Origin of the sequence: Planococcus soli, assembly GCF_016881065.1 — a bacterium.
Classification (GTDB): Bacteria; Bacillota; Bacilli; order Bacillales_A; family Planococcaceae; genus Planococcus; species Planococcus soli.
Map to the genome: position 1 here is coordinate 1 of NZ_WXYN01000018.1, position 23,483 is coordinate 23,483.

The following is a 23,483-nucleotide window of genomic DNA, read 5'->3' on the forward strand; positions in this document are numbered from 1 at the left end:
ATTCCAGACTTCCAGGAACGCCGCTCCGCCTTCTTCGCCATAGACCGAAGTCACGGCTGCAGCAAGGTCATCCGAGTTAGCTAGAAGAGCTGCAGAAGCCTGATCAAAATCTTCCGCGCCATCTGCGCCTTTGCGCATCGTTTCAACTGCTAAAAATGCGTGTTCCGTTAAGACCGTGTCGAGGGCAATGCGCAATTCCGCTGCTGGTGTCGCCGTGCTTGACTCCATCGCTGTTTCGCTTGCCGGAGTGGAATGGCCGTGGCTGTCTGCCAATGCCGCCGTTGGTACCAATAAGGCTAATGATAGTGGAAGTGCTAAAAGACATTTGTTTAATTTCATAAAGTATCGCTCCCTTTTTTTTATGGTTTCAAAGACATAACGGAGAGCGCTTTCATTTAGATCACATTTTTAAAAATAAAAAAACTGACCGCAAAGCGGCCAGCTAAATTCCTGCACTTAAAACAACTTCACCTTCCGGCAATTCGTTCCCTGCCTGCGGTTCGAGCGTAATAGCAATCGTATCCCATTCAGTCGAATCTGCATCCAATTGGTAGTAACTTGCTCCTTCTCCGTTCGGGTTAGGTGAAAATGCACCCGCTGGTATCGGCTGGTCGTCCTTGATCAGCCACACTTGATACACTTGGCTGGCATCCAGTTCTGCCAATTGATCTGCTTGAACAACCAAATTCAGCGATCCTTCTTCTTCGATCATAGCTGCGGTGGCCGTTCCTGCAAATGCTTCATTTGGCTGGAGTTCAATGGATTCAATCGCCGTTTCCGGTGCTTCGTCCTGATCTGACAGCTGCAGGAATGCATAAGCATTGCCCAAAAGCGACGCCAGGAATACTGCTGCGATAAGCGGTTTCCATATATTCGGCTTGTTTTTCTTCCGGTGCAGCGGTATTGGAGACATTGCCGGATCCAATGCTGCTGGCGGATTTTCCTGTTCCGGTTTTTCTTCAAAGACATTGGACAGGATTCGTGCTTTCATATCAGCCGGCGGTTCCACAGGATCTGCAAGATAAGGGAGCTCGCCAGTTGCATCTACTATTTCCTGGCATTCCGTGCATGTTTTTAAATGTAGTTCAAATTGCTGGATTTCATCTGCTGACAGTGTGCCGTTCAGATAATCCACTAAATGGTCACAATCCATGTTAGTCATCATAAGCCCCCCTTTCCTGCATCCCGTGCAGTGATGTTTTTAATTTCTTTAAAGCCAGACGTATTCGGCTCTTTACAGTCCCCAGCGGAATATCGCACATGTCCGCAATTGTTTCATGAGTATGTCCCTTAAAGTAGAACAAATCAATCATTTTTTGCTGTTCGGCTGACAAGTGCTGAACAGCCGTTTGAATCTGTTCCTGCTTTTCCTGCCATTCCACCTGCACGTCTACAGGCGCGTCATTGCTGGCCGTTTGCGCGGCCTCTTCAATCGGCACCGTCGGCTTTTTGCGTTTGCGTATCAAATCGATCGCCGTGTTTTGTGCCATTCTGAACAGCCAGGAAGTAAATTTTCCTTTGCTTTCATCGTATACCCCTTTGCCGCGCCAGATTTTGATAAAAACCTCTTGCAGCGCCTCTTCAGCCAGATCGCGATCTTCCAGCATCTTATATAGAAAAGAAAAAAGGATTTTTTCGTAGCGGTCGTATAATTGTTCCAGTGCTTCTTTGTCCTGGTCACTGATCCGCAAATATAAGCTGGTATCGGTACTTTTTTCCATCCCCTGTCTCCTTTATTACATATTTCGTCTTTCTACCTTACTATACTTCCCGCTACAGGAAAATCTTTTCTTTTTTATGGACATCATGATACAAAATCTTGTTCGAGAAATGCGGTACAGTTTACATCTTAATTCCTCTTGCCTATACTACGTAAAAACCAGGCAGTTAGTTCACTTTTTCGGAAAAAACGGATTATAATTGGAGAAAGGGAACAGTGGATAGGAGGAATTCAAAATGAATTACAACATCACCGCTGCTACTGGAAATCTTGGAGTGAAAATCGTCGAAGAAGCGTTAAAGCACCTCGCTCCCGAAAACCTTATGCTGACTGTACGCAATCCCGATAAAGCCATTCGTTTTAAAAAACTGGGAATTGGGATTAAACAAGCAAATTACCGGTCTGAACAGGCACTTGCTGCTGCTTTTCGCGGGACAGACGTCCTCATTTACATCCCCAGCCTGACTTTTCCAAGCGTCGCACGAATTATGGAATTTGAAAATGCGATCGTCGCGGCAGAAAAAACCGGGGTTAAACAGTTTATCTTTATTGGTTTTATGGCTGATCATGGCAACAATCCTTTTAAGATGAGCCCTTTTTTCGGCTATGTCCAGCGCCGGTTGGCTTCAGGAAATGTTCCATACACCTATATCCGGAATGGCATGTACTCCGATCCTTTGCCGCCCTATCTTCAGGAACTCGCCAGACGAGGGAAAATTCTTTATCCGGTAGCAGATCAAAAAATCTCTTTTATCTCCAGGGCAGATTTAGCAAAAGCCATTGTACAAATTGCTGTGAATGAAGAATTGCACGGCAAAGAGCATACATTAACCGGACCAAAAGCCTGGTCAATGAATGAACTTGCTGAACTAATGAGCCGAATCAGCGGTTCGCCTATTGTCTACGACCCGCTCACTAATGAACAGTTTGCAGAACTCTATGATGAACCAAAAGGCTTCGGGCCAGTTCTTGTGTCGTTATATGAAGCCGCAGCCAAAGGATTAATGGGAGAAGTTACAGCGGATTTTGAGCGAATCACGGGAGAAAAAGCAGAAGATTTGTCCAGTTATATGCAACGGGAATACCAAAATTCACCCTAATGCCACTAAAAAACCGAAAAGCCAAAAGGCTTTTCGGTTTTTTTACTGCACCCGTGAAGCTATTCGATCCTGATCTGATGGCCTTCATCTTTTTGCTTATCTTCTTTTGATTTGGGTACTTGCAGCATCAATACGCCATCTTTAAAGGACCCGGAGATATGATTTTCATCCACTTCACCGATGTAGAAGCTGCGTTTGAATGAACCATAGGAACGTTCTTTCCGAATATAATGGCCATCATTTTCTGTTGTTTCTTTATTTTCTTCTTTCTTTCCTTGCAGTTGGAGATAGCCATCTTTGTACTCCACAGAAATGTTTTCCTTTGCGAAGCCTGGAATATCAACTTCCACTTCATAGTGATCTTCGGCATCTTTGATGTCTAATTGCGGATAATTGGCTTCTTTGAAAAAACGGTCAAACACATCCATTTCAAAGTTGCTGTTAAAAAGGCTTGGAAAAACATCTTCCCGTTTTCTTGGCAAAAGTCTCATTTTAAAACTCTCCTCTCAGATTACTGTTCAGTAGAATTCCTCAAAAACTTCATCTCAGAAAGTCGGCATACAATGATATTTCCCAAAAAAAACCTCTTTATCACACCACCTTTTCCTCCTTTAGCTTCTATTTTTCAGGGGTCCTCAACACTCTTTCTACTAATTATTATAGAAAAAAATATCTTTTTGTCAATTAAGCACTATCGAAATTTACGCCAAACTTAGAAAATAAAAACTTGCCAGCGATTGCCGTCATCTGCTCACTTGCCTACAAGTATCTGCCCGTATAGGAAGCCTTGTTGACCGCAACCTCCTCTGGAGTTCCTTCAGCAATGACTCGGCCCCCTTCATTTCCCCCCTCAGGTCCCAAATCGATGACCCAGTCAGCTTCCCGGATGATTTGTGTATTGTGCTCCACAATAATGACGGTATGGCCATCATCCACCAGCTTGTTGAGCAACAGCAGCAGTTTTTTTACATCATTCGGATGGAGTCCGGTAGAAGGTTCATCCAAAATATACAGCGTTTCGCCTTTGCTTTTCCGGTTCAGTTCTTTAGCCAGTTTCAAACGCTGTCCTTCGCCTCCTGACAAAGTAGTCAAAGTTTGTCCCCATTTCAGATAACCAAGCCCAACTTCACAGAGCAGCTTGATGGTAGAAAGAATCTTATCCTGTCCACTAAAGAAACTGGTGCTTTCCTCGATACTGACATTCAGGATGTCCGAAATTGACTGGCCATGGTATGTTACAGCCAATACCTCTTGCTTAAAGCGTTTTCCTGAACAAACCGGGCAAACCACCTCAAGGTCCGGCAAAAAATACATGGGTGTAAACACATAGCCCATTCCAAGACAGTGTTCACAGCGCCCGCCTTCCGTGTTAAATGAAAAATGCTTTGCGGTCAATCCAGCTTTTTTTGACTGCGGCAATTTGGCAAACAAATTTCGGAGCAGTGTGTAGATTTCCGTGTATGTCGCCACATTCGACCGCTGCATCCGGGTCAACCCGGATTGGTCCACTGTGACCATCCTGTCGAGTTCTTGTGTGCCAGTAATTTGGTAGTAGCCATCTTTGATGTGATCTGTTTCTCCGCTGGCTGCCAGTATTTCAAATACTAACGAAGATTTACCGGAACCTGACACGCCAGTAACCGCGGTCAACGTACCCAACGGAAATTCCACTGTAATGTTTTTCAGATTATTTTTAGAGGCATTTTGTATAGCTATATAACGCCCATTGCCAGTTCGGCGGGTCTTTGCAGGCAATTCTGGTTCCTTAAGGTAAGCACCTGTCACTGAATCCTCCTGGTTGATCAGTTGAGGCAGCGTGCCTTCCCCAACAATTTCTCCGCCGTTTATACCGGCGCCAGGACCAAGGTCGATGATCCAGTCAGCCTGCATCATGACATCCACGTCATGTTCAATGACCAGAACGGAGTTGCCAAGGTCGCGCAACTCTTTCAACACATCAATCAAACCTTGTGTGTCTTTCGGATGCAGTCCGGCAGTGGGTTCATCCAATATATATAAAACGCCCGTCAAACTGGAGCCCAAAATGGTTGCCAGCCTAAGACGTTGAGCTTCACCGCCTGACAAAGTCGCTGATTGTCTTTCCATGGACAAGTAGCCGATGCCGACGTGAACAATTCGCTTGATTTTTTCACGCAGTTCGAAAACGAGTGATGACGATACCGACTCGTCGTCCGCCCTAAAATTCTGTGAGATCTCCTCTACCCATGAAAGGATTGCATCCAATGGAATCTGGGAAACCTCAGAAATCGATTTCCCCCCCACTTTGACCTCCCGGCTTTCTTTTTTCAGCTTGGTGCCCTGGCATTCGGGACAGGTTTCCTGGAAGAAAAAATCCGCTTCTCCTGAGTTTCCCTCTTTTTCTTGATAGCGTCTCCACATCCCTGTTAAAACACCTTCAAACTTTCCTTTGGCTACCGTTTTCGGAAGTGGCACTGCGGGGTAATGCTTTTTGAATTCTTCACTTTCCACTCCGTAAAAAAGCAAATCTTTTTGGTTTGCCTTCCAGTCTTTTACTGGAAGACTTTTATCTAATGAAAAGCCGTAATGTTCGGCCGCTGCGGCAGCGGAATTGATGTAATAATCGGCTATTGCCGCATTCCAAATCGTCACGGCGCTGTCATTTAAACTTTTTTCGAGATCCACTACAAGCTCTGTCCGGATCCCAAGCTTTTTGCCTAGTCCCGAACAGGACTCGCAAGCACCTTCAATTGTATTAAACGAGAAATGCGCTTTTTTTAAGTTTTTTATTTCGTAACCACAAGCTGAACACGGCATCGTTTCGCTTTCCTCGTCCAGTTCCCTCGGCTTTCGGACCATCTCGCGGCAATTCGGGCATTCCCGTATGCCCAGCTTTTCGTAAATGACACGCAAATACGTATACATGTCAGTCACCGTTCCGACAGTCGACCGTGGATTGCGATTGCTCGCTTGCTGCTGGCCGATGCCAATGGAAGGCGACAGCCCACTGATGGATTCCACTTTGGGTTTATTGATGAAATTGGTGGTCAAACCGTTCAATTCCATATATTGGCGCTGGCTTTCCCGTTGGATGATATCCAATGCCAATGTGGATTTCCCAGAACCCGATGGACCGGTAATTACAACAAATTGCTTTTTGGGGATCGCCACAGAGACGTTTTTCAAGTTGTTTTCAAAAGCCTTTTCAATGCGAATAAATTCAGTCATTTGCTGCGCCTTCTTTCTTCATAAGCAGGCTAATGTTGTATATTTAGCCATCATTGAGGGTTGCGGCACTCAATTGTCAAAAATAGCCCGCCGTAGTAGGAAGTCACCTTTTGCACTTCCCACCCTGAAGCCTTTACCAGCTCCAGAGTGTCCCGGTCCAAATGGCAGCCGTCGCAAAGTTTTTTCCAGATTGGCGTCAAAGCTTTTTGTGTTTTCCCCATTATTTTTTGATCCATTTTGACATGTTCGAATAGAAGAAGCTTGGCTCCCGGCTTGCTGACTCTTTGGATTTCCTGAAGAGCGCGCATGGGTTCCGGGATAGTGCAAAAAACCAAGGTCGCAACCACGCTGTCAAAGCTGTTGCCGGCAAACGGCAGCTGTTCTGCTTTTGCCCGGTATAGACGAATCGGAATCCGGGATTTCCTGATGCGTTTGACTGCCTGCTTTGCCATGGCCGGGTTTGGTTCAATGGCGTCAACCTGCTCCACATTGCGGTAATAGCGAAAGTTAGCGCCAGTACCAAAACCGATTTCCAATACCCTTCCATGTGCTTTCCGTACAAGACGAGAACGAATCTTCTCAAAACGCGTTTTTTCCAGCGGCTTCATTGCCACGTCGTATATGCGAGGGAACCATCCAGCCAATGATCATCAGCTCCTTTTCATTTTTTCTGTTGATATAGAATTCGACTTTTCTTTCCCTTTCCCCTTTCTACAAATAAATAGCAGACACCACAAAAAAACGGCAGCCCCGTTTCAGAGGCTGCCGTTAGATCATTTATTTTCTAGTATTATTGACAAATGGTCCGTATTCACGGCGCTGATGCTGAACCGATAACCATTTCAAGGTCGTAAACTCTTCCAGCACCCATTCTCCGTTAAAGCGGCCAAGGCCGGAGTCTTTTTCTCCACCAAATGGCATATGTGCTTCATCATTAACCGGCTGATCGTTAACGTGGATCATGCCTGTATGAATTTGGTGTGCAATATTTGTGCCATGCTCGATATTTGCTGAATGGACAGCTCCACTCAACCCGAACGGATAAGCGTTCGCTTGTTCAATCACTTCTTCGTCACTGCTGAACGGAATTAAGATGGCAACCGGTCCAAAAATTTCATTTTCAGCAAGCGGCATGCTGTTGGTCACGCCTGTTAATACAGTTGGCTCCAATACATTGCCTTCTGCTTTTCCTCCAAGACGCACTTTCGCACCTTGTTCAACAGTCGCATCAATATCTTTAAGGATACGGTCAACTTGATCACGATTGATCAGCGGTCCAACCTGCGTATCCTGCTCTGCCGGATTGCCGAATTTCAATTTGCCAGCGCGGGCGATAAATTGCTCTGCAAACTCATCGTAGATATCTTCATGAACAAAAATGCGGTTAATCGCCATGCAAATCTGGCCTTGGTGATAGAACTTGCCAAACAATGCAGAATCGACAGCCTGATCAACATCGGCATCATTCAACACGATAAAGTTATTGTTGCCGCCAAGCTCAAGTGCTGTTTTCTTCAGAGCACCTCCGGCAAGTTCACCGATGCGTTTTCCGACTGGCGTTGACCCAGTAAACGATATAAGGCGCGGTGTTGGGTGCGTAACGATATCGTCGCCAATTTCCGAACCGCGTCCAACGACAACGTTTAACAATCCTTTAGGCAAACCAGCTGCTTCGAAAATGCTGGCAAATAACAAGCCGCCTGTCACTGGAGTGTCCGTTGCGGGTTTGATGACAACCGCATTGCCTGTAGCTAGTGCTGGCGCGATGGAACGAATCGCCAAGTGCAGCGGGAAGTTCCACGGGCTGATGATGCCTATTACTCCCAGCGCATTGCGGTAGACGCGATTTTCCTTGCCAGCTTGCTGCGAAGGAAGAATTTTGCCTTCCATACGGAACGGGAATGTCACTGCTTCTTTTAAGATGTTTATGGAAGCACCAAACTCGACCGTGGCTTTAATAACGGTGCTGCCTGCTTCTTTAACAAGCCAGTCGATAATCAATTCTTTATTTTCCTGCATAACGTTCAAGGCCTTTTCCATGACGGCCTGTTTGTTTTGAGGCAGTTCTTTGGCCCATTCCACTTGTGCTTCAGCAGCGGCTTTATAGGCAGCATCTAAATCACTTTTATCTGCGGCTTGAGTTGTTACCAGTTCTTCGCCTGTGAACGGGTTGGAATTTTTCATTTGGCTGTCGCTCGAACCTTGAATCCATTCACCATTTATATAAATTTTCGAAAAATCGGTTTTCACTTTTATCGTCTCCATTCTTTTTGGGGTTTATGCCTGTTGTCTAGGGCGAATTAAAATCTCATTGACGTCGACATGTGCCGGCTGTTCAACTGCATAGGCAATTGCATTGGCAATGTCCTGCGCTTCAAGTGGTTTCATCGAACCGCGGTTTTTCATCGAAGCCAGTACATCTTCGTCTGTAATCGTATCCGTCAGTTCCGTTTGGACCGCACCAGGTGAAACGATCGTTACACGGATTTCGTGCGATGGATCGATTTCCTGCCGCAAGCCGTCTGAGATGGCACGAACAGCGTATTTCGTACCGCTGTAAACCGCACTGCCTTTGAATACCATATGTCCAGCTACAGAAGATACATTTAAAACATGGCCGAATTTCTGTTTTTCCATAATCGGCAATACCGCTGCGATTCCATAAAGAACGCCTTTAATATTTACGTCGACCATTTTATCCCATTCATCGATTTTCAATTTATTCATAAAGGACAAAGGCATTAACCCGGCATTATTTACTAATACGTCGATTTGCCCAAACTTATGGAGTGCTTCTTCTGCCAAGGCCTTCATTTCCTCTGCCGATGTTACATCTGTCACTTTATACTCTGCCGTACCTCCAGCAGCCTCAATTTCTTTTTTTAGTTCAATCAATCTATCTTCGCGTCTTGCAGCCAGAAGCACTTGATATCCTTTAGAAGCCAATTCTTTTGCAGTTGCCTGGCCAATCCCGCTGCTGGCACCTGTTATAATTGCCGATTTACCTTTTGTCATATCAATTCATCTCCGTTTCTGCATTTTAGACATTTTCATTAAAAACAGTCTATTATTATATTCATCTTATCTCTTTACCCCCCTTGCCTGTCTACTCAAACAAATTGGTTTGAAAATGGTAATCTACTCTAACCTTTCTTGTGTTATAATTTTCACAATATGGGGGGGTGTTTATATGCGGAAAATTTCACCTGAGGAACGGCAGATCATGCGCCGCTCCTATGCCGAAAAAATTATGGAGACAGTTCGAACAGAAGGATTTATCTCTTTAACAATTCTGGATTTAGCTCATTTGATGGGAATCAGCAGAGCGTCACTGTATAACTTTTTCGCATCAAAAGAAGACATCATCCTGGAAGTTACAGAAATCTATATTGAATATTTGAAAAAGACCAATCATTTTATTAACAATCCCCGCTTTTCTTATGTTCAACGATTGCCTACCGTATTCGAGCAATCTGCGTTTTCAGCCGTTTATGCGTCAGAGATATATTTGGACGAGTTAAAATCCACGTGTCCTGACCTTTATAAACGGAAGTTGGAAATAGCGGCTGCACGAATCGAAACGCTTCACACATTTTATACAAACGGCATTAGCGATGGAGATTTCAATCCGCTGAATCCTTCTCTTGTCATTGCACAAGACGAAGCCGCTTTGCGAAAAATACTGAATTCCTCATTTATGAGCGATGAAGGTCTGTCTTTGGAAGAAAGCATGTACGGTTATTATGAAATTATGAAACATCGCACTTTTACCCCTGGTTCATTAAAAAAAGAACAAGATCCTTACATTAAAAATGTGGTAGAAGTCATAGTGAGCCAGCTGACTAAAATCAATAAGCTTGCCTGATAGTATACTTAAGTGAATTTTAATGGCCTATGCACATCCAAAAAGCGTTGCTACGATTCTGTAGCAACGCTTTTTGGATGTGTGGAAACCGAAATAGTTTGTTTGGACTTTAAATGGCTTGGGAATAGGATGAAATAAGCTAAAACAAAATTTTAAACATTTTGAAATAGTAGTTTAAAAATTCTGATAAATAGAATATAATAAAATTCAACTAACGAAAAAAGGAGATGGTTGAAATGAACTTGGACTCTATTAAAGGCTCCAGTATGATCGTGAAGATGGCGCGTGCATTGGTGGAAGATCGTTGGTTGTTTACTCCCAATGAATTTGACGTCATCATCAAAGCAGAGCACAAAGATACAGGAGAAGCCATCTCTTTTCACTCGATCGGCAACTTGAAGAGATGGATGTACGAAAAAGCGCTAAGCTATTAAACTGCGTTGATTTTAAACCAAATAAACCCCGCTTGCCAAATTAGCACGCGGGGTTTTTCAATTTCCATTTACAGATTTGATGCTTTTTTGCATAACTCCGCATTGATTCCCTGCATTTTAAGTTTTTCCACGATTTCACTGGCTTTTTTCTTTCTTGGGTTTGCACAAAATAAGATTCCACTCATTCTCTTCAACCTCCAAAGACTTTTAGATAACTTCAGTATACAGAGCAAATATGAACAAACTATTACCAAAATGAATATTTTATTTATTCTGCAGCAAACACCATATAAAAAGCAGGCGCCAAAAATCCGGGCCTGCTTTTTGCTGGTTCAGCAATTCTATATGTTCAAATTCTAGTAAAATCCACTGGTTCAGCTTACATCGCTAAACAAATCCAGAATCTCATCTTCTGTAGTGGCATTCAATATTTTTTCGATATTTTCTTCTTCAGAGCAGACAATCGCGATATTAGAAAGAATCTCCAAGTGTTCATTATTTTTTCCGGCAATGCCTATCAGGATCTTGGCGATATTGCCGCTGCCAAAATCGACCCCTCCAGGAACGGTGACCACCGATATTCCAGTTTCCAGTACATTCGCTTTAGCGTCTTCGGTGCCATGTGGAATGGCCAGGCTATTGCCCATAAACGTGGAAGCCATCCCTTCCCGCTCGAGCATTTTGTCAATATATCCGGCATCCACATAACCATTGTCCACCAGGATTCCACCTGTGAAGCGAATGCCTTCTTCCATTGTAGTCAGCGGCACGTTCAATTTGATGTTATCTCTTTTCAAAACTGCTTTTGCCATATTTCACACTCCCATTCAAATTTTCAGGATTTTATTTTACTGCTCCTTTTTTAAGCGCTGTGCCAGCTTGTCATATTCCGGACTGTTCATGAAGTTGTCCACTGAAATGTGTTCAGCCTGCGGCAATTTTTCTTTGGCGCGCGGCGTCAAGTCCTTGTGGGTGACGACAATATCTGCATCCTCCGGCAATTGGCTGATGGCGGTATTTGTAACCGGAATATCGATGTTTTCCTTTTTGAATTTGTTTTTCAACAAGGAAGCTCCCATCGCACTGGAACCCATCCCTGCGTCACAGGCAAAAACAACTCGCCTTACTTGGTCCGCTGTTTTCATTCCCGGATCGGAAGTCACCACTGCACCTTCCTGCAATACCTCGTCATCAGAAGTATCTGTAGGACCTTGCACTGCCTGAGGAGCCAAATAACCGGCAGCCGTACTTTTCTTGCCTTTCATTTCTTCCATTTTGCCTGTAGCAGCGGTCAAATCTTCCTCTACATCTTTAGTCGTTTTCAAAATGATTGAGGCAATGGTAAAAGAAACTGCCGCTGCAACAATAACGCCCATTACCACGCCAAGATAATTGCCCTGCGGCGTCAAGGCGAGCAAGGCAAAGATGCTGCCCGGGGATGGTGTGGCAACCAATCCTGCATCGAGCAAAACAAAAGTGAAAACACCGCTCATACCGCCTCCAATCACCGCCAAGACCAATAGCGGTTTCATCAGTACATACGGAAAGTAGATTTCATGGATACCGCCGAGAAACTGGATGATGGCTGCTCCCGGTGCCGAGCTCTTGGAAATCCCTTTCCCGAAAATACTGAAGGCGAGCAGGATGCCAAGACCCGGCCCTGGATTTGTTTCCAAAAGGAACAAAATAGACTTGCCATTGGCTGCAGCCTGCTCAACTCCCAGCGGACTCAACAGCCCGTGATTGATGGCATTGTTCAGGAACAGGATTTTCGCCGGCTCGATGATGATGCTGGCCAAGGGCAAAAGTCCTGCATCGACAATCACTTCAACACCGGCAGCTAAACTGTCGGTCAACGAATTGACAATGGGGCCGACTCCTACTAATGAAATTATCGCAAGAATGGCGCCTAGAATACCAGCCGAGAAATTATTGTAAAGCATTTCAAATCCAGCACGAATTTTATCCAGAAACAACCGATCGACCAGTTTCATTAAATACGCTGCCAATGGTCCCATGATCATCGCACCCAAAAACATGGGAATGTCAGCGCCAACGATAACTCCCATTGTTGCTGTAGCTCCGATAACTCCGCCTCGGAAGTCATAGACCAAACGCCCGCCTGTAAACCCAATCAGCAAAGGCAGCAAGTATTTGATCATTGGATCAACCAAAGCCGCAAAACTTTCGTTCGGCAACCAGCCCGCTGGAATAAATAATGCCGTAATAAGACCCCAAGCAATAAACGCACCGATATTCGGCATAATCATTCCACTTAAATGACTTCCGAAACGCTGAATCCTTGCACGGTTTTTACCTTCAGCCATTTGAATCCCTCTCTTCTGTATTAGTTATGCCAAAAACGACAAGAAAAATGCAGAAATAACCATGTTAATTCACCCAAGATCTCAGAAACTTATTTGAAAAAATGCTATTACATAGGTTCTCACCTCTTCCTTTATCAGTTGAGCTAGTAATTTTCGCCCGTTGATATCCCGCAAATCAGCGTCGCTTTCGCACCCACAAAATGCTGGTCGTGCAGCTGGGGCATTACGGACTCGGGTCTTAGCACCTGAACGAACTTTTCACAATAGGCGGGTTGTTTTGTTTAATTTATATAGATGAAAACAAAGTAAGCAATAAGCCGTTGACTTTACTTTGATGGTAGCATATTCCTACCGCTAGATGTTAGTTTTTTCTGAATAATCAATTAAATTAAAAGTATGAAGATTTCTCTCATTCACACCAATAAATAACGGCAGCGAAGACAATGGATTGTCTTCGCTGCCGTTATTTCATCTACCAACATCTTCTTTGCAAATCGTGTTTAAATGATGAACGATCGTTTTTCGCTGCTGTCCTCTGGTAGTTCGTTCCGCCCTGACCATCGCATCCAGCACCATACCGTCCAGCAAGTGGATCAGCCTGTCTGTTTCCAACGAAACGTCCAGTTCCTTTTTTAACAGATTCAATAAAATCAAGTTCGACATAATATTTTTTACTGCCTGCAGTGCTGCATCCTGCTCTTCACGATAAATTTTTCTGCCGTTGCTTCCATGCAGCTTGAAAATCAATCTTACTCTGGCTTCCATGTCTGAATCTTCTTTTGAAGGGAGGAAGATCATCAGCACACCAATTATTTTTTCCAACGGACTCTTTTCCTCTTGGAAAATTTCATTTGTCTTTTCTGTCAACTGTTCAAAAACAAGTGATTCAGCATAAAGCAACAGTTCTTCTTGGGTAGAAAAATAATACCGTAATGCTCCTAACGACAAACCGGCCTCCTTAGCAATATTTCGTGCAGATACGCCTTCCATTCCTTGTTCCAGCATAATTTTCCATGTGGCATGTGCAATAAACTGCTTGCGCTCAGTAAGATCAATTAGTTTGGGCATAACTCTATACTATCAGAATAATAATAATTTTCAATCTATTTAACACGATTGTACCAAATGATTTTCAGGCTTGTTTTTTGTAACAATACAGTCGTATTATCAAAAAGTTAACAACTTTCAGTCTTTGTGGATAACCTTCCTCTATTGTGAGCAACTATACACAAGATTCTGTGGACGCTGACTTCTAATTCCGAAGCATTCGCACTATAAAGAACAACACGCTGCCAAACACAATCAACAGATAAATGGGCAGAAAAAAGACCCCCAGTCCTTCTGCAGTTCCGGAAGCCACTCGGATGTTCTGAATCGTGATAAAGCTGAACAAAATCAGAATTTCATTTTTGAGTACATTAATCATCCTTCTGCCATTCTTGTACTGAACCTCTGCGTTCTCTTCTGTTAGATTCAAGTAGTTATAAGTATGCGGAAACTTTTCAAGCACTGTCATGCCAATCCACAAAACGATGCCGATTAATGGGAGAAGGAACAACTCCTCTTTTTCTCCCCATCGATCAACCTTGCCAGCTCCGTTATAATGGCCAGGCACTTGGTCTGGCAGCGCGCCATATTGGAAAAACAGAAACAGAAGCATTGCAAAAAAGCTCAGCATTGCGATGGCATTCAGGAACGTCTCTAATACTGAACCCGGTACTTCGATTCTTGGCTTCTTCTTCATTATAAGTCCCCTCCCCTGCCGCATTAAATTTTTTAAAAAAATGATGGATCCAGTAATAGCATAGCTTTAAGCATCCATCAAATTTTAAAAAGCAGATTCTTATCACCTGTTCAATTTTAAAAAACCATCAAATAATATAGAATTCTACACCCGGTAAGCCCAAAAACGCTTCTTATAAACAAGTGTTTTTCGACTCTAAACGGCAACTGCTTTAAGCTATTTTTCTTGAATATCTACGGTACCATTTTCAAATAAACCGTAAGTTCCACCACCTAAAAGGTGGTAATAAACATCCATTTATTGGATAATATCATCATGCATGTTTTCGTTGCCTACTCCAAACTTGATAGTAATTGTCCTTAAGCACGACATGATCACTTTCTATTAATGCGTATTTTCAGGGCTCTATATTGGTTGTTCTTCACCACAACTGCTATATGAGCGTTTTTCCCAAACATATCCTTTTAAAATATAAATTTTACATTTATTGTACTTAAATCCTCTAATTCCCTCTTTTTTATATTATACTAAAGGAGAAGCCATAGTTTTTCAAACAGCTTAAAGGAGGCATCTGCTATGTTCAAAACTTTTTTTAAAAAACTGTCTAAATCTCAAAATCCTTCTGCTGCAAAAGCCTCGTTTAAACACACAAATTCAGGTGAAATTTACCTTTTTGGATCCAACCAACAAGAACTCGACCGTATTATCCAGCTCCCTGCTCTAACCGGCAAGGCTCCTGGCTATGTCTATTTTGTTCAAGAATACATGACCGGTTCATTTAAAATCGGCAAAACAAAGCACATCGACCGGCGTATGAATGTCTTTAATGTCAAGCTGCCCTTTGAAAACAAGCTTATTTTTCTTATCAAAACTGCAGATCACCATCAAACCGAAATTGCTTTTCACCAGCATTTTTCAGACAAGTGCCTTGAAGGCGAGTGGTTTAAGCTGACTAGAGAAGATCTTGCCTGGATAAAAACAGGCTTTTATACGGATGACATCCACAGAACCATCGATTCCCCGTCCCAATTGACAGAGCAGCTGATAGCCAATAATGCCAAAACTCAAGAAAAACCCCTGACAGAAAAACAGATCGAGTTTGCCAAAACTTTAATGCAGAAGTTAGAACAAGGCTACGAGCTCAATTCGGAATATATAAACTGGACACAAAAAGACTTGAATCGCTTAAGCGGCTATTTCCGCTTTAAAAACATGGACGCGTTAACTAACTTAATTGAACGCGGTGTACTGAAAACAAAATAGTGCTTACATTTCCTGATTCATACAACTTTTACGCCTGCTTAAAAGCAGCTCAACATTCTTTTGAGATACTGTCTTTAGAAACGCTTGAAAGGGGCAAAAAATGGGATGAAAATTGCGGTGATCGGTGATTTGCATTATCCGGAGTTAAAACAAGCCTATTCTTTTATCGAAAGGGATCGACAGACATTTTATGAGATTTTCCTGGAGAAATTCTTTTCCATCCCTGCAGACCTTTACGTATCGATCGGCGACTTGACTAATTTCGGGACACAGGACGAACTGGCAGATGTTTACTCTATTGTTGAAAAACACGGAAAACCATTTAAACACGTTCTCGGCAATCACGATGTTTACGGCATGACAAGAAAAGAAGTTCTTGCCATCACACAGCAGCAACGCTTCCATCAAGTTTCAACAGATTCAGCTGTTCTGGCCTTTTTGGATACTGCACAGGAACAGAATTATGCCAATTGGGGAGGAACTATGAATCCGCTGCAGCAGGACTGGCTGGCTGCTGTCGTAAAAGAAACTGAAAGCCGTCCGCTTATCCTTTTTGGGCACCACCCGATCCATGGCACCACTAAAAATTCAACAAAAGACAAACGCTGCATCCATCCGGATATTCCGGTCTGGGAGATTTTATCTCAAAAAAAAGGCGTTGGCTTATATGTCAACGGCCATAACCATTTCAATTCCATTGCGGCGCGTGAAAACTGGACGTTTTTACAACTTGCAGCCGTGCTTGACGAACAGGCTATCCGCTTGATTGAGGTCTCCGAATCACTGTTGTCGATCGATTATATCTCTTTTGCAGATTTAGAACTGCAAAAGCATGCACAAGTAATTGGCGAAGCCATCGACCACTTTCGGCCCAATCCCTGTCCGCTCGGCACTGCAGCTGATGTTAAATATGCCATCCCTTTACCCAAATCAGATGCCATCTCTCTTTTTCAAAAATAAAAAAACTTTGCTTGTAACAATCCGCACTTCCGTTAACCGGAATGCGGATTGTTTTCATTTCTCCATTTCCAGTATGGCGAACAGGTCAGTTGCCAAACAAGACTAACTGAACCCGCATGTCATGATTTTGTAAAAAGGTTTCTATTACTGAGACAGCCACTTTCTGTGCCTGTTCTTTCGGATAGCCGTAAATTCCTGCAGAAATCAGCGGAAATGCGACTGAAGTGCAGTCGAGTGTTATGGCCAAATCCAATGAATTCCGGTAACATGCACGCAATAAACTTTCTTCATCGTGGCTTCCCCCACGCCAAATCGGGCCAACTGTGTGAATGATGTATTGCGAAGGCAATCGAAAGCCATCTGTAACAACCGCATCTCCAACTGGACATCCACCGATTTTATCACAGGCTCTTTGCAGTTCCTCTGCACCAGCCGCCCGAAAAATGGCTCCACAGACACCACCGCCCATCTGCAGTTCCGAATTTGCGGCGTTAACAATTGCATCAGCCTCTATTTTCGTTAGGTCATTTTGAATAATTTCTAATGGCATGCTTTGCTTCCTCCTTTGATTTCATCATAAAACTTGGACTGAATTTCAGACAACTTTTGTAATTATATAAGTTGAACTAAAGAAATTAGCTTTCACCGCTTCGGACGCCTCGGCGCTAAGAAATGCATTGAATTCATAGCTAGCCTCTGTTTCCTCACCGTAATCATATCGGATATGGAGCAAATCTACGGAGAATCCAGTTCGCCCTTTACAGGAACCCCTATGCCATTCATCAAACTTTTCTATACCTTAATGCTTGCCCAATAAGATGTAAAGCATCTTTCTCTTTTTGCATGAGGAGCAAAATTTTCTGCAGACTTCTTGGCTGCCCTAGAGTAAGCCGCCTATATTCGTTATACTAGAGAGTATGTATCAATGAATGCGGTTTTGTATGAAAGCACCGCTAAAGGAGTTGCCCCATGTACGAAATGCCACAGAAAAATCCATTCAAAAAATCATTTTTCGACTTGAAAGAATTGGTCGACTGCATACAGGAAAATTTACTTTGTCCGGCAACAATTGAAGACACCAACCACAGACTGCATGCTTACAGTTCGCACGAAGACGACACTGACTCTGCGCGCATCGGCACCATCATTTCCCAGCGTGTGCCGGAGAAAGTCATCAATCGCCTGTGGAAAGAAGGCGTCATCCCGAAGTTATTGCAAACGGATGGTGCGCTGCGCATCCCTCACATTGAAGACATCGGACTTCGTGACCGTGTAGCGATTGCCATCCGCAAAAACAATGAGACGCTGGGCTATATTTGGGTAGTGGAAGACCAAAAAAAATTGAATGGAGCGCAGCTGGAACTGCTTCAGGATGCAGCTGTTGCTGCTACACCCTTGATGGCCAAGCTCTATCAGAACCGTAAACGCAAAGAGGAAAATTACCAGGATTTTCTGTGGCAGCTGCTGACGGGCCATTACAAAAACCTAGAAGAAATTCACAATAAATTTTATGATTTGAACTTGAAGATGCCTGAACGCTTTACTGTACTCGCTTTTTGTTTTGAACAGGACATTACGCGAAAAATGGAGGAACAGATTTCCTATTTGATCACGACCAGCCAAAAAATTACCAATCATTTTCTCGTAGTGATGGATGAAGAGTTGATTCTTATCGCTTCCCCTCACCCTTCACAACCTGACGAGAAAGCCTTTGACGACTTTATTTCGTTTTTCGTGTCTGAAATGGCCAATCGTTTTTCCATTCAAGGCGTACGGGGAAGCGCCGGCACTGGCTACCAGGATTTTGACAAAGCACAGACGAGCTATCAGGAAGCACTTAAAGTGCTGAAGATGAAAGAGCGTTTTCCAGAGGAACTGGAAAATGTCCATCATTTTCGCCACCTGGGAGTATTCCGGTATTTGAACTTGATCCAAAAAGATCAGCGGAGCAGGCGATACGAACATCCTGCCATCGCCAAACTTGAAGCATACGACGCCTTGCACAAATCCAATCTGCTGCAAACTCTTGAAGTCTTTATCCAGCAGGACAGCAATATGAACGATGCAGCAAAAAAGCTATTTGTCCATACCAATACCCTTCACTACCGGATCAAACGGATATCGGAAATTGGCGGCATCCGTTTAACAAATATTCATGAAAAGATCGGTATTTATCTCGATCTGAAAGCGCGAAAAATGGATGACAAATAGCCTTTTGTGAAAATCTACAAAAGAAACCGCTTTCTTTCTTTGTTTTATACAATGTAGAACTGCCCCCTTCCCGCTATACTTATGGATATCTACACTATCCGTAATATAGGGGGAAGAAAAATGATTATTGGAATTCCAAAAGAAATCAAAAACAACGAGAACCGGGTGGCCATCACTCCGGCTGGTGTTGACGCTTTTGTAAGAGCTGGACATCAAGTCATCATCGAAACAAGCGCCGGCCTCGGAAGCAGCTTTACTGATGAGGATTATATTGCAACTGGTGCAAAAATCGTAGGCTCAGCACAAGAAGCATGGGCAGCTGAAATGGTCATGAAAGTAAAAGAACCTGTTTCTTCTGAATACCACTACTTCCGTGAAGACCTCTTATTGTTTACGTATTTGCACCTTGCAGCTGAACCTGCATTAACGCAAGCCTTAGTCGACAATAAAGTAACAGCAGTGGCTTATGAAACGGTATCGGTCAACCGTACGCTTCCATTATTGACGCCAATGAGCGAAGTAGCCGGAAGAATGGCTGCTCAAGTTGGCGCTCAATTTCTTGAAAAAGTTTACGGCGGAAAAGGCATTCTTTTGTCCGGTGTACCAGGCGTACAGCGAGGCAAAGTAACCATTATCGGCGGCGGAGTGGCTGGAACTAATGCTGCGAAAATGGCGATTGGCCTTGGCGCTCAAGTAACAATGATCGATTTGAGCCCGGAACGCCTTCGCCAGTTGGATGATCTTTTTGGAACGGATGTAACGACATTGATTTCCAATCCATTCAATATCGCAGAAGCAGTCAAAGCATCGGATTTAGTTATCGGTGCTGTATTAATCCCAGGTTCAAAAGCACCTAAATTGGTATCGGAAGAAATGGTGCAATCGATGAATCCAGGTTCTGTTATTGTCGACATCGCAATCGACCAAGGCGGCATTTTTGAAACGACAGACCGCATCAGCACCCATGACGACCCGACGTATGTAAAACATGAAGTGGTCCATTATGCAGTTGCTAACATGCCTGGAGCTGTGCCGCGCACATCGACCATCGCATTGACAAATGTTACTGTTGGCTATGCTCTTCAAATGGCGAACAAAGGCGTTCAACAAGCTGTTGCTGAAAACCCGGCATTAAAGCTTGGCGTCAATACAGCAAACGGCAGCGTCACGTATGAAGCAGTTGCCAAAGACCTTGGCTTTGACTATGTATCTGTTGACGAGGCTCTTGCTAAACCGGCATCGTTGGTATAAGAACTATCCAAAAGACGTTCCTCTGCTGATTATTTTCAGTGTCTGGAACGTCTTTTTTTGCACAAAAAATTCTAACTTATACTATCCGCTTCCCTGTACAGACAGCATAAGTTGTTTTATATTTAGGAAAGGTGATGAAAATGACAGCAAAAATTTATGCGAACGATGAACAATTTATTTCCGGCATGACGCAAAGGGATACAGCTGAACCTGAAAACAATAACATGGCATTGCATGCCTGTGAGAATCCACAAACTGTTTTAACAAACCGGAAAAATCTGGCCCAATTGCTGGATGTTTCACTCGCGGACTTTATTTGTACACAACAGACGCACAGTGCAAATTTCCGGCGTGTATCAGCAGCCGACAAAGGCAGAGGCGCATACGATGCAGAAGATGCTTTTTCCGATACAGATGCATTGTATACGTATGATGCCGGAGTTGTATTATGCAGCTTTGCGGCTGATTGTGTCCCCGTGATTATCCGTGACCCAAAAACAGGGTTGACAGCTGTTGTCCATTCCGGCTGGCAAGGCACCATTAAAGAAATCGTTCCCAAACTGCTTCATCAGCTCATTAAGATTGAACAGTCCACCCCTGCTGATTTGGACATCCAGATTGGTGCGGCAATTAGCCAACAGCATTTCGAAGTCGATCACGATGTTTATTCCAAGTTTAAGACTCTTGGCTATGCCGACGAGTTTATGTATTTCAACGATGCAACAAATAAGTACCATATCGACAATCAAGCGACTGTCAAAAGGCAATGTGAAGCGGCAGGTGTTCCTTCTGAACAGATCCACATTGATCGGACTTGCACCTTTTCGAGCTCTGATGGTTTCTCCTACAGACAAGATAAAAAGAGCGGCAGACATTTGATATTTGCGATGAAAAAATGATTAACTTTTCATTGTAAATACTTGAACATCATCTGTTGAACTTAACGATCTTCTAATGATAAAACGCTGTGGGCATGACATTTAAAACCATCTGTCTTCCCGCTTTGCCAAGCCACTGTCTTACCACTTGGCAGCAATGCCCGTTTATAAATTTCATATACAGAAGTGATTAATCAGCTTTTCACAAGTCTTTTCATTTCTACATTCTGCGGGTGAAGTCCCCCAATTTCACCAAATAAAAAAGTCGTTTTTTCCAGCCACTGTGGTTGGAGAAAACGACTTTTCTGATTCTACTGACGAATTTTAGTTAAAAGGTAGTTTAGTTAAAAATGAAACTTTTTAACTATTTAAGCATCGAATGAACAGTATCTTGTAACCACGAAATTAGTTATTGCTTTCTTGTAGATTCAACCCTTTCGAAGCGGTGTTTGGCTTTTGGGATTCCTGTTGCCCTTCTACTCGCTTAATATCCAAACGGATCAACAGCGAAATCACAAAAGCGATGGAAACCAACACGATAAAGACATAAAACACCGGCACGTAGCTGTCTGTACGCTCACGAATCTGCGAGACAATGGCCGGTCCGATAATGCCGCCCATTGACCATGTTGTCAACAAATAGCCGTGGATGGCACCCAATTGCTTTGTTCCAAACAAATCGCCGATAAATGCCGGAAGGTTCGAAAACCCTCCGCCGTAGCAGCTGACAATCACTAAAATCATTGCTTGGAATATCAGTACATTGCCAACGTTTGGAAGCATCGTGAAGGCAATAATCTGCAGCACAAAGAAAATTGTAAAGACAGTTGGGCGCCCGATATAGTCGGAAAGTGCTGCCCATCCCAGGCGGCCTCCGCCGTTGAAAATGCCCATGATGCCGACCAATGTTGCAGCTCCAGCTGCAGAAAGTCCAATCATTTCCTGTGACATCGGTGATGCTACCGAAATGATCATGATGCCGGCACTGACGTTAATCAGCATCATCGACCAAACCATCCAGAAACGGCGTGTTTTCACTGCTTCTTTAGCAGTCAGTTGCGCCAAATCTTTTTTCATCACTTTTTTGCCAGAGTCGATGGCTTGCTGCATTCCTTGCGGCATCCAGTCTTTCGGCGGCGGCGCAATGTATGAAGCACCGAGTATTATCAGAATGAAATAGCTGATTCCGAGAATATAAAATGTTGTACTGACACCGTATGATCCGATCAGATTAGCAGCAACCGGCGCGGTAATCAATGCACCAGCTCCAAAGCCCATGACCGCCATGCCAGTAGCCAGCCCTCTGCGGTCCGGAAACCATTTGACAAGCGTCGAAATAGGAGCGATATAGCCTACTCCCAGCCCGAGCCCGCTTAAGAAACCGTATGTAAGAAGAAATAAAATCAGCGAATCAATTTGAATGGCGAAACCTGCACCGGCTTGTCCAAAACCGAATAAGAATGCAGCCACAATCGCCGATTTCCGAGGTCCGTTCTTTTCAACAAATCCTCCAAAGAACGCGGCTGAGATACCGCCAAGAGCCATCATGATGGTGAAGGCATACGTAATTTCTTTAGGTGCCCAGCCCATTTCACTGCTGATTGGCGTCGTATAAACACTATAGGCATAAGCTGCCCCAATTGATAGTTGGATAGCAATCGCTGCCAAAGCGATCAGCCACCTGTTTTTTGTTTTTCCCATCAAATATCCTCCTTTTACATGCAAAATCCACCACTAATTTCAGAAGCGATTCTCCAGAGAATACATCCTTATTCAAAATAAAACAAATACTTTTTTGAAAATAAAGTTTTTATCCGCCAATCTTTGCAGCTTAAAATCCAGCTGGGAGTAAGAGCAAACAACATAAAAAAAATATTATTACAAAATATTTTTCCAGAACGATCCAGTTGTGTTTCAGTTTTTTATTTATTGATCCATCTGCTGTTTTCCGAAAATTTAAAAATTCTCTCTTTCAGTCCCCGATTCTGCTGCTTTAATCAAAATAAACCCAATCGCAGCCATTTATTCCTGGGTTTTTATAAAAATGCGTTACAGTAAATAAACAGCACAAAATAGTCACAATTCCAGCAAGCAGCATGTCGATTCTTTTCAAACCGCAAAATGTAAACGCTTTACTGTTTTCTCAATTACACATGGCGATATAACAAATTAGCACAATCATCAGCTCAAATAAAATTAAAAGGAGAGATTTACATGACAACAACAAAAGGTTTAGAAGGTGTAGTAGCAACCCAATCCGCCATCAGCTCGATCATTGATGACACACTTACATACGTGGGCTACGATATTGATGACCTGGCTGTCAACGCCAGCTTTGAAGAAGTGATTTACTTATTGTGGCACCAGCGCCTGCCAAAGGCAGACGAATTGGCGGAACTGAAACAGCAGTTGGCTGACAACATGGCCGTTCCCCAAGCCGTGCTGGATCATTTTAAAACATACGACATTAAGCACGTCCACCCGATGGCGGCTCTTCGCACGGCTGTTTCCATGCTCGGCTTG

At 43.5% G+C, this 23,483-nt stretch carries 22 protein-coding genes and 1 pseudogene; 9 read left to right on the forward strand and 14 right to left on the reverse strand.

The annotated features are described in order from the left end of the window. From GJB59_RS10555 to GJB59_RS10565, 3 genes and pseudogenes are all read right to left on the reverse strand, one after another. Window positions 1-339 (reverse strand): annotated as a pseudogene (locus tag GJB59_RS10555) (copper amine oxidase); the annotation flags it as partial. Window positions 340-442: 103 nt separating this feature from the next. Continuing rightward, on the reverse strand, window positions 443-1,162 hold the full coding sequence (locus GJB59_RS10560; protein WP_142830840.1) for an anti-sigma factor: 720 nt from the start codon (window positions 1,160-1,162) through the stop codon (window positions 443-445). Next, window positions 1,155-1,721: an RNA polymerase sigma factor gene (locus tag GJB59_RS10565; RefSeq protein WP_142830842.1), complete on the reverse strand. Its 567-nt coding sequence runs from the start codon at window positions 1,719-1,721 to the stop codon at window positions 1,155-1,157. The genes GJB59_RS10560 and GJB59_RS10565 overlap by 8 nt, the downstream gene beginning before the upstream one ends. Window positions 1,722-1,956: 235 nt before the next feature. Here GJB59_RS10565 and GJB59_RS10570 point away from each other — a divergent pair, with 235 nt between their 5' ends. Then, complete coding sequence (locus tag GJB59_RS10570) at window positions 1,957-2,820, forward strand: SDR family oxidoreductase (RefSeq protein ID WP_142830844.1); 864 nt, start codon at window positions 1,957-1,959, stop codon at window positions 2,818-2,820. Window positions 2,821-2,879: 59 nt separating this feature from the next. On the opposite strand, the gene GJB59_RS10575 is transcribed toward GJB59_RS10570, so the two are convergent. From GJB59_RS10575 to GJB59_RS10595, 5 genes are all read right to left on the reverse strand, one after another. Next, window positions 2,880-3,311 carry an Hsp20/alpha crystallin family protein gene (locus GJB59_RS10575; protein WP_142830846.1) on the reverse strand — a complete coding sequence of 144 codons (432 nt, stop codon included), beginning with the start codon at window positions 3,309-3,311 and terminating at the stop codon, window positions 2,880-2,882. Window positions 3,312-3,579: 268 nt separating this feature from the next. Then, window positions 3,580-6,027: an excinuclease ABC subunit UvrA gene (uvrA, locus tag GJB59_RS10580; RefSeq protein WP_142830848.1), complete on the reverse strand. Its 2,448-nt coding sequence runs from the start codon at window positions 6,025-6,027 to the stop codon at window positions 3,580-3,582. A 50-nt stretch (window positions 6,028-6,077) separates the two neighbouring features. Further along, window positions 6,078-6,671, reverse strand: coding sequence for a class I SAM-dependent methyltransferase (locus GJB59_RS10585; protein ID WP_142830850.1), 594 nt, complete (start codon window positions 6,669-6,671; stop codon window positions 6,078-6,080). A gap of 133 nt (window positions 6,672-6,804) precedes the next feature. Continuing rightward, entirely contained in the window at window positions 6,805-8,277 is a 1,473-nt protein-coding gene (locus tag GJB59_RS10590; protein WP_142830852.1) for an aldehyde dehydrogenase family protein, read from the reverse strand. 27 nt (window positions 8,278-8,304) lie between these two features. Continuing rightward, window positions 8,305-9,042 carry an SDR family oxidoreductase gene (locus tag GJB59_RS10595; protein WP_142830854.1) on the reverse strand — a complete coding sequence of 246 codons (738 nt, stop codon included), beginning with the start codon at window positions 9,040-9,042 and terminating at the stop codon, window positions 8,305-8,307. Between the two features lie 175 nt (window positions 9,043-9,217). On the opposite strand from GJB59_RS10595, the gene GJB59_RS10600 reads away from it, so the two are divergent. Together GJB59_RS10600 and GJB59_RS10605 are read left to right on the forward strand one after the other, a co-directional pair. Continuing rightward, a complete protein-coding gene (locus tag GJB59_RS10600) occupies window positions 9,218-9,892 on the forward strand; it encodes a TetR/AcrR family transcriptional regulator (protein ID WP_142830856.1) in 675 nt (224 codons plus the stop codon). A gap of 236 nt (window positions 9,893-10,128) precedes the next feature. Next, window positions 10,129-10,326, forward strand: coding sequence for a hypothetical protein (locus tag GJB59_RS10605; protein ID WP_142830858.1), 198 nt, complete (start codon window positions 10,129-10,131; stop codon window positions 10,324-10,326). 374 nt (window positions 10,327-10,700) lie between these two features. Here GJB59_RS10605 and GJB59_RS10610 read toward each other — a convergent pair whose 3' ends face one another. The 4 genes from GJB59_RS10610 to GJB59_RS10625 all read right to left on the reverse strand — a co-directional run bounded on the left by GJB59_RS10610 (window position 10,701) and on the right by GJB59_RS10625 (window position 14,397). After that, window positions 10,701-11,138, reverse strand: a complete 438-nt coding sequence (locus GJB59_RS10610; protein ID WP_142830860.1) for a PTS mannitol transporter subunit IIA — start codon at window positions 11,136-11,138, stop codon at window positions 10,701-10,703. A 36-nt stretch (window positions 11,139-11,174) separates the two neighbouring features. After that, on the reverse strand, window positions 11,175-12,653 hold the full coding sequence (locus GJB59_RS10615; protein ID WP_142830862.1) for a PTS mannitol transporter subunit IIBC: 1,479 nt from the start codon (window positions 12,651-12,653) through the stop codon (window positions 11,175-11,177). Window positions 12,654-13,121: 468 nt separating this feature from the next. After that, window positions 13,122-13,721: a TetR/AcrR family transcriptional regulator gene (locus tag GJB59_RS10620; RefSeq protein WP_142830864.1), complete on the reverse strand. Its 600-nt coding sequence runs from the start codon at window positions 13,719-13,721 to the stop codon at window positions 13,122-13,124. 184 nt (window positions 13,722-13,905) lie between these two features. Beyond that, on the reverse strand, window positions 13,906-14,397 hold the full coding sequence (locus GJB59_RS10625) for an SdpI family protein (protein WP_185960134.1): 492 nt from the start codon (window positions 14,395-14,397) through the stop codon (window positions 13,906-13,908). A 576-nt stretch (window positions 14,398-14,973) separates the two neighbouring features. Here GJB59_RS10625 and GJB59_RS10630 point away from each other — a divergent pair. Further along, window positions 14,974-15,660, forward strand: coding sequence for a GIY-YIG nuclease family protein (locus GJB59_RS10630; protein WP_142830868.1), 687 nt, complete (start codon window positions 14,974-14,976; stop codon window positions 15,658-15,660). Between the two features lie 105 nt (window positions 15,661-15,765). Further along, window positions 15,766-16,620 (forward strand): metallophosphoesterase family protein, encoded by an 855-nt coding sequence (locus tag GJB59_RS10635; RefSeq protein ID WP_142830870.1) that lies wholly within the window; start codon window positions 15,766-15,768, stop codon window positions 16,618-16,620. 85 nt (window positions 16,621-16,705) lie between these two features. Here the strand turns inward: GJB59_RS10635 and GJB59_RS10640 are convergent, their stop codons facing one another. Further along, a complete protein-coding gene (locus tag GJB59_RS10640; RefSeq protein ID WP_142830872.1) occupies window positions 16,706-17,170 on the reverse strand; it encodes a macro domain-containing protein in 465 nt (154 codons plus the stop codon). Window positions 17,171-17,589: 419 nt separating this feature from the next. Between GJB59_RS10640 and GJB59_RS10645 the strand changes: the two genes are divergently transcribed. The 3 genes from GJB59_RS10645 to pgeF all read left to right on the forward strand — a co-directional run bounded on the left by GJB59_RS10645 (window position 17,590) and on the right by pgeF (window position 20,981). Beyond that, on the forward strand, window positions 17,590-18,831 hold the full coding sequence (locus tag GJB59_RS10645) for a PucR family transcriptional regulator (protein ID WP_142830874.1): 1,242 nt from the start codon (window positions 17,590-17,592) through the stop codon (window positions 18,829-18,831). A 120-nt stretch (window positions 18,832-18,951) separates the two neighbouring features. Then, the gene (ald, locus tag GJB59_RS10650; RefSeq protein ID WP_142830876.1) at window positions 18,952-20,082 is read left to right on the forward strand and encodes an alanine dehydrogenase; all 1,131 of its coding nucleotides are present in this window, start codon (window positions 18,952-18,954) and stop codon (window positions 20,080-20,082) included. A gap of 140 nt (window positions 20,083-20,222) precedes the next feature. After that, window positions 20,223-20,981 carry a peptidoglycan editing factor PgeF gene (gene pgeF / locus GJB59_RS10655; RefSeq protein WP_142830878.1) on the forward strand — a complete coding sequence of 253 codons (759 nt, stop codon included), beginning with the start codon at window positions 20,223-20,225 and terminating at the stop codon, window positions 20,979-20,981. Between the two features lie 384 nt (window positions 20,982-21,365). Here the strand turns inward: pgeF and GJB59_RS10660 are convergent, their stop codons facing one another. Beyond that, a complete protein-coding gene (locus tag GJB59_RS10660) occupies window positions 21,366-22,661 on the reverse strand; it encodes an L-lactate MFS transporter (protein WP_142830880.1) in 1,296 nt (431 codons plus the stop codon). A 513-nt stretch (window positions 22,662-23,174) separates the two neighbouring features. Between GJB59_RS10660 and GJB59_RS10665 the strand changes: the two genes are divergently transcribed. After that, window positions 23,175-23,483: citrate/2-methylcitrate synthase (locus GJB59_RS10665; RefSeq protein WP_328822967.1), on the forward strand; the 309-nt coding region annotated here is incomplete at its 3' end.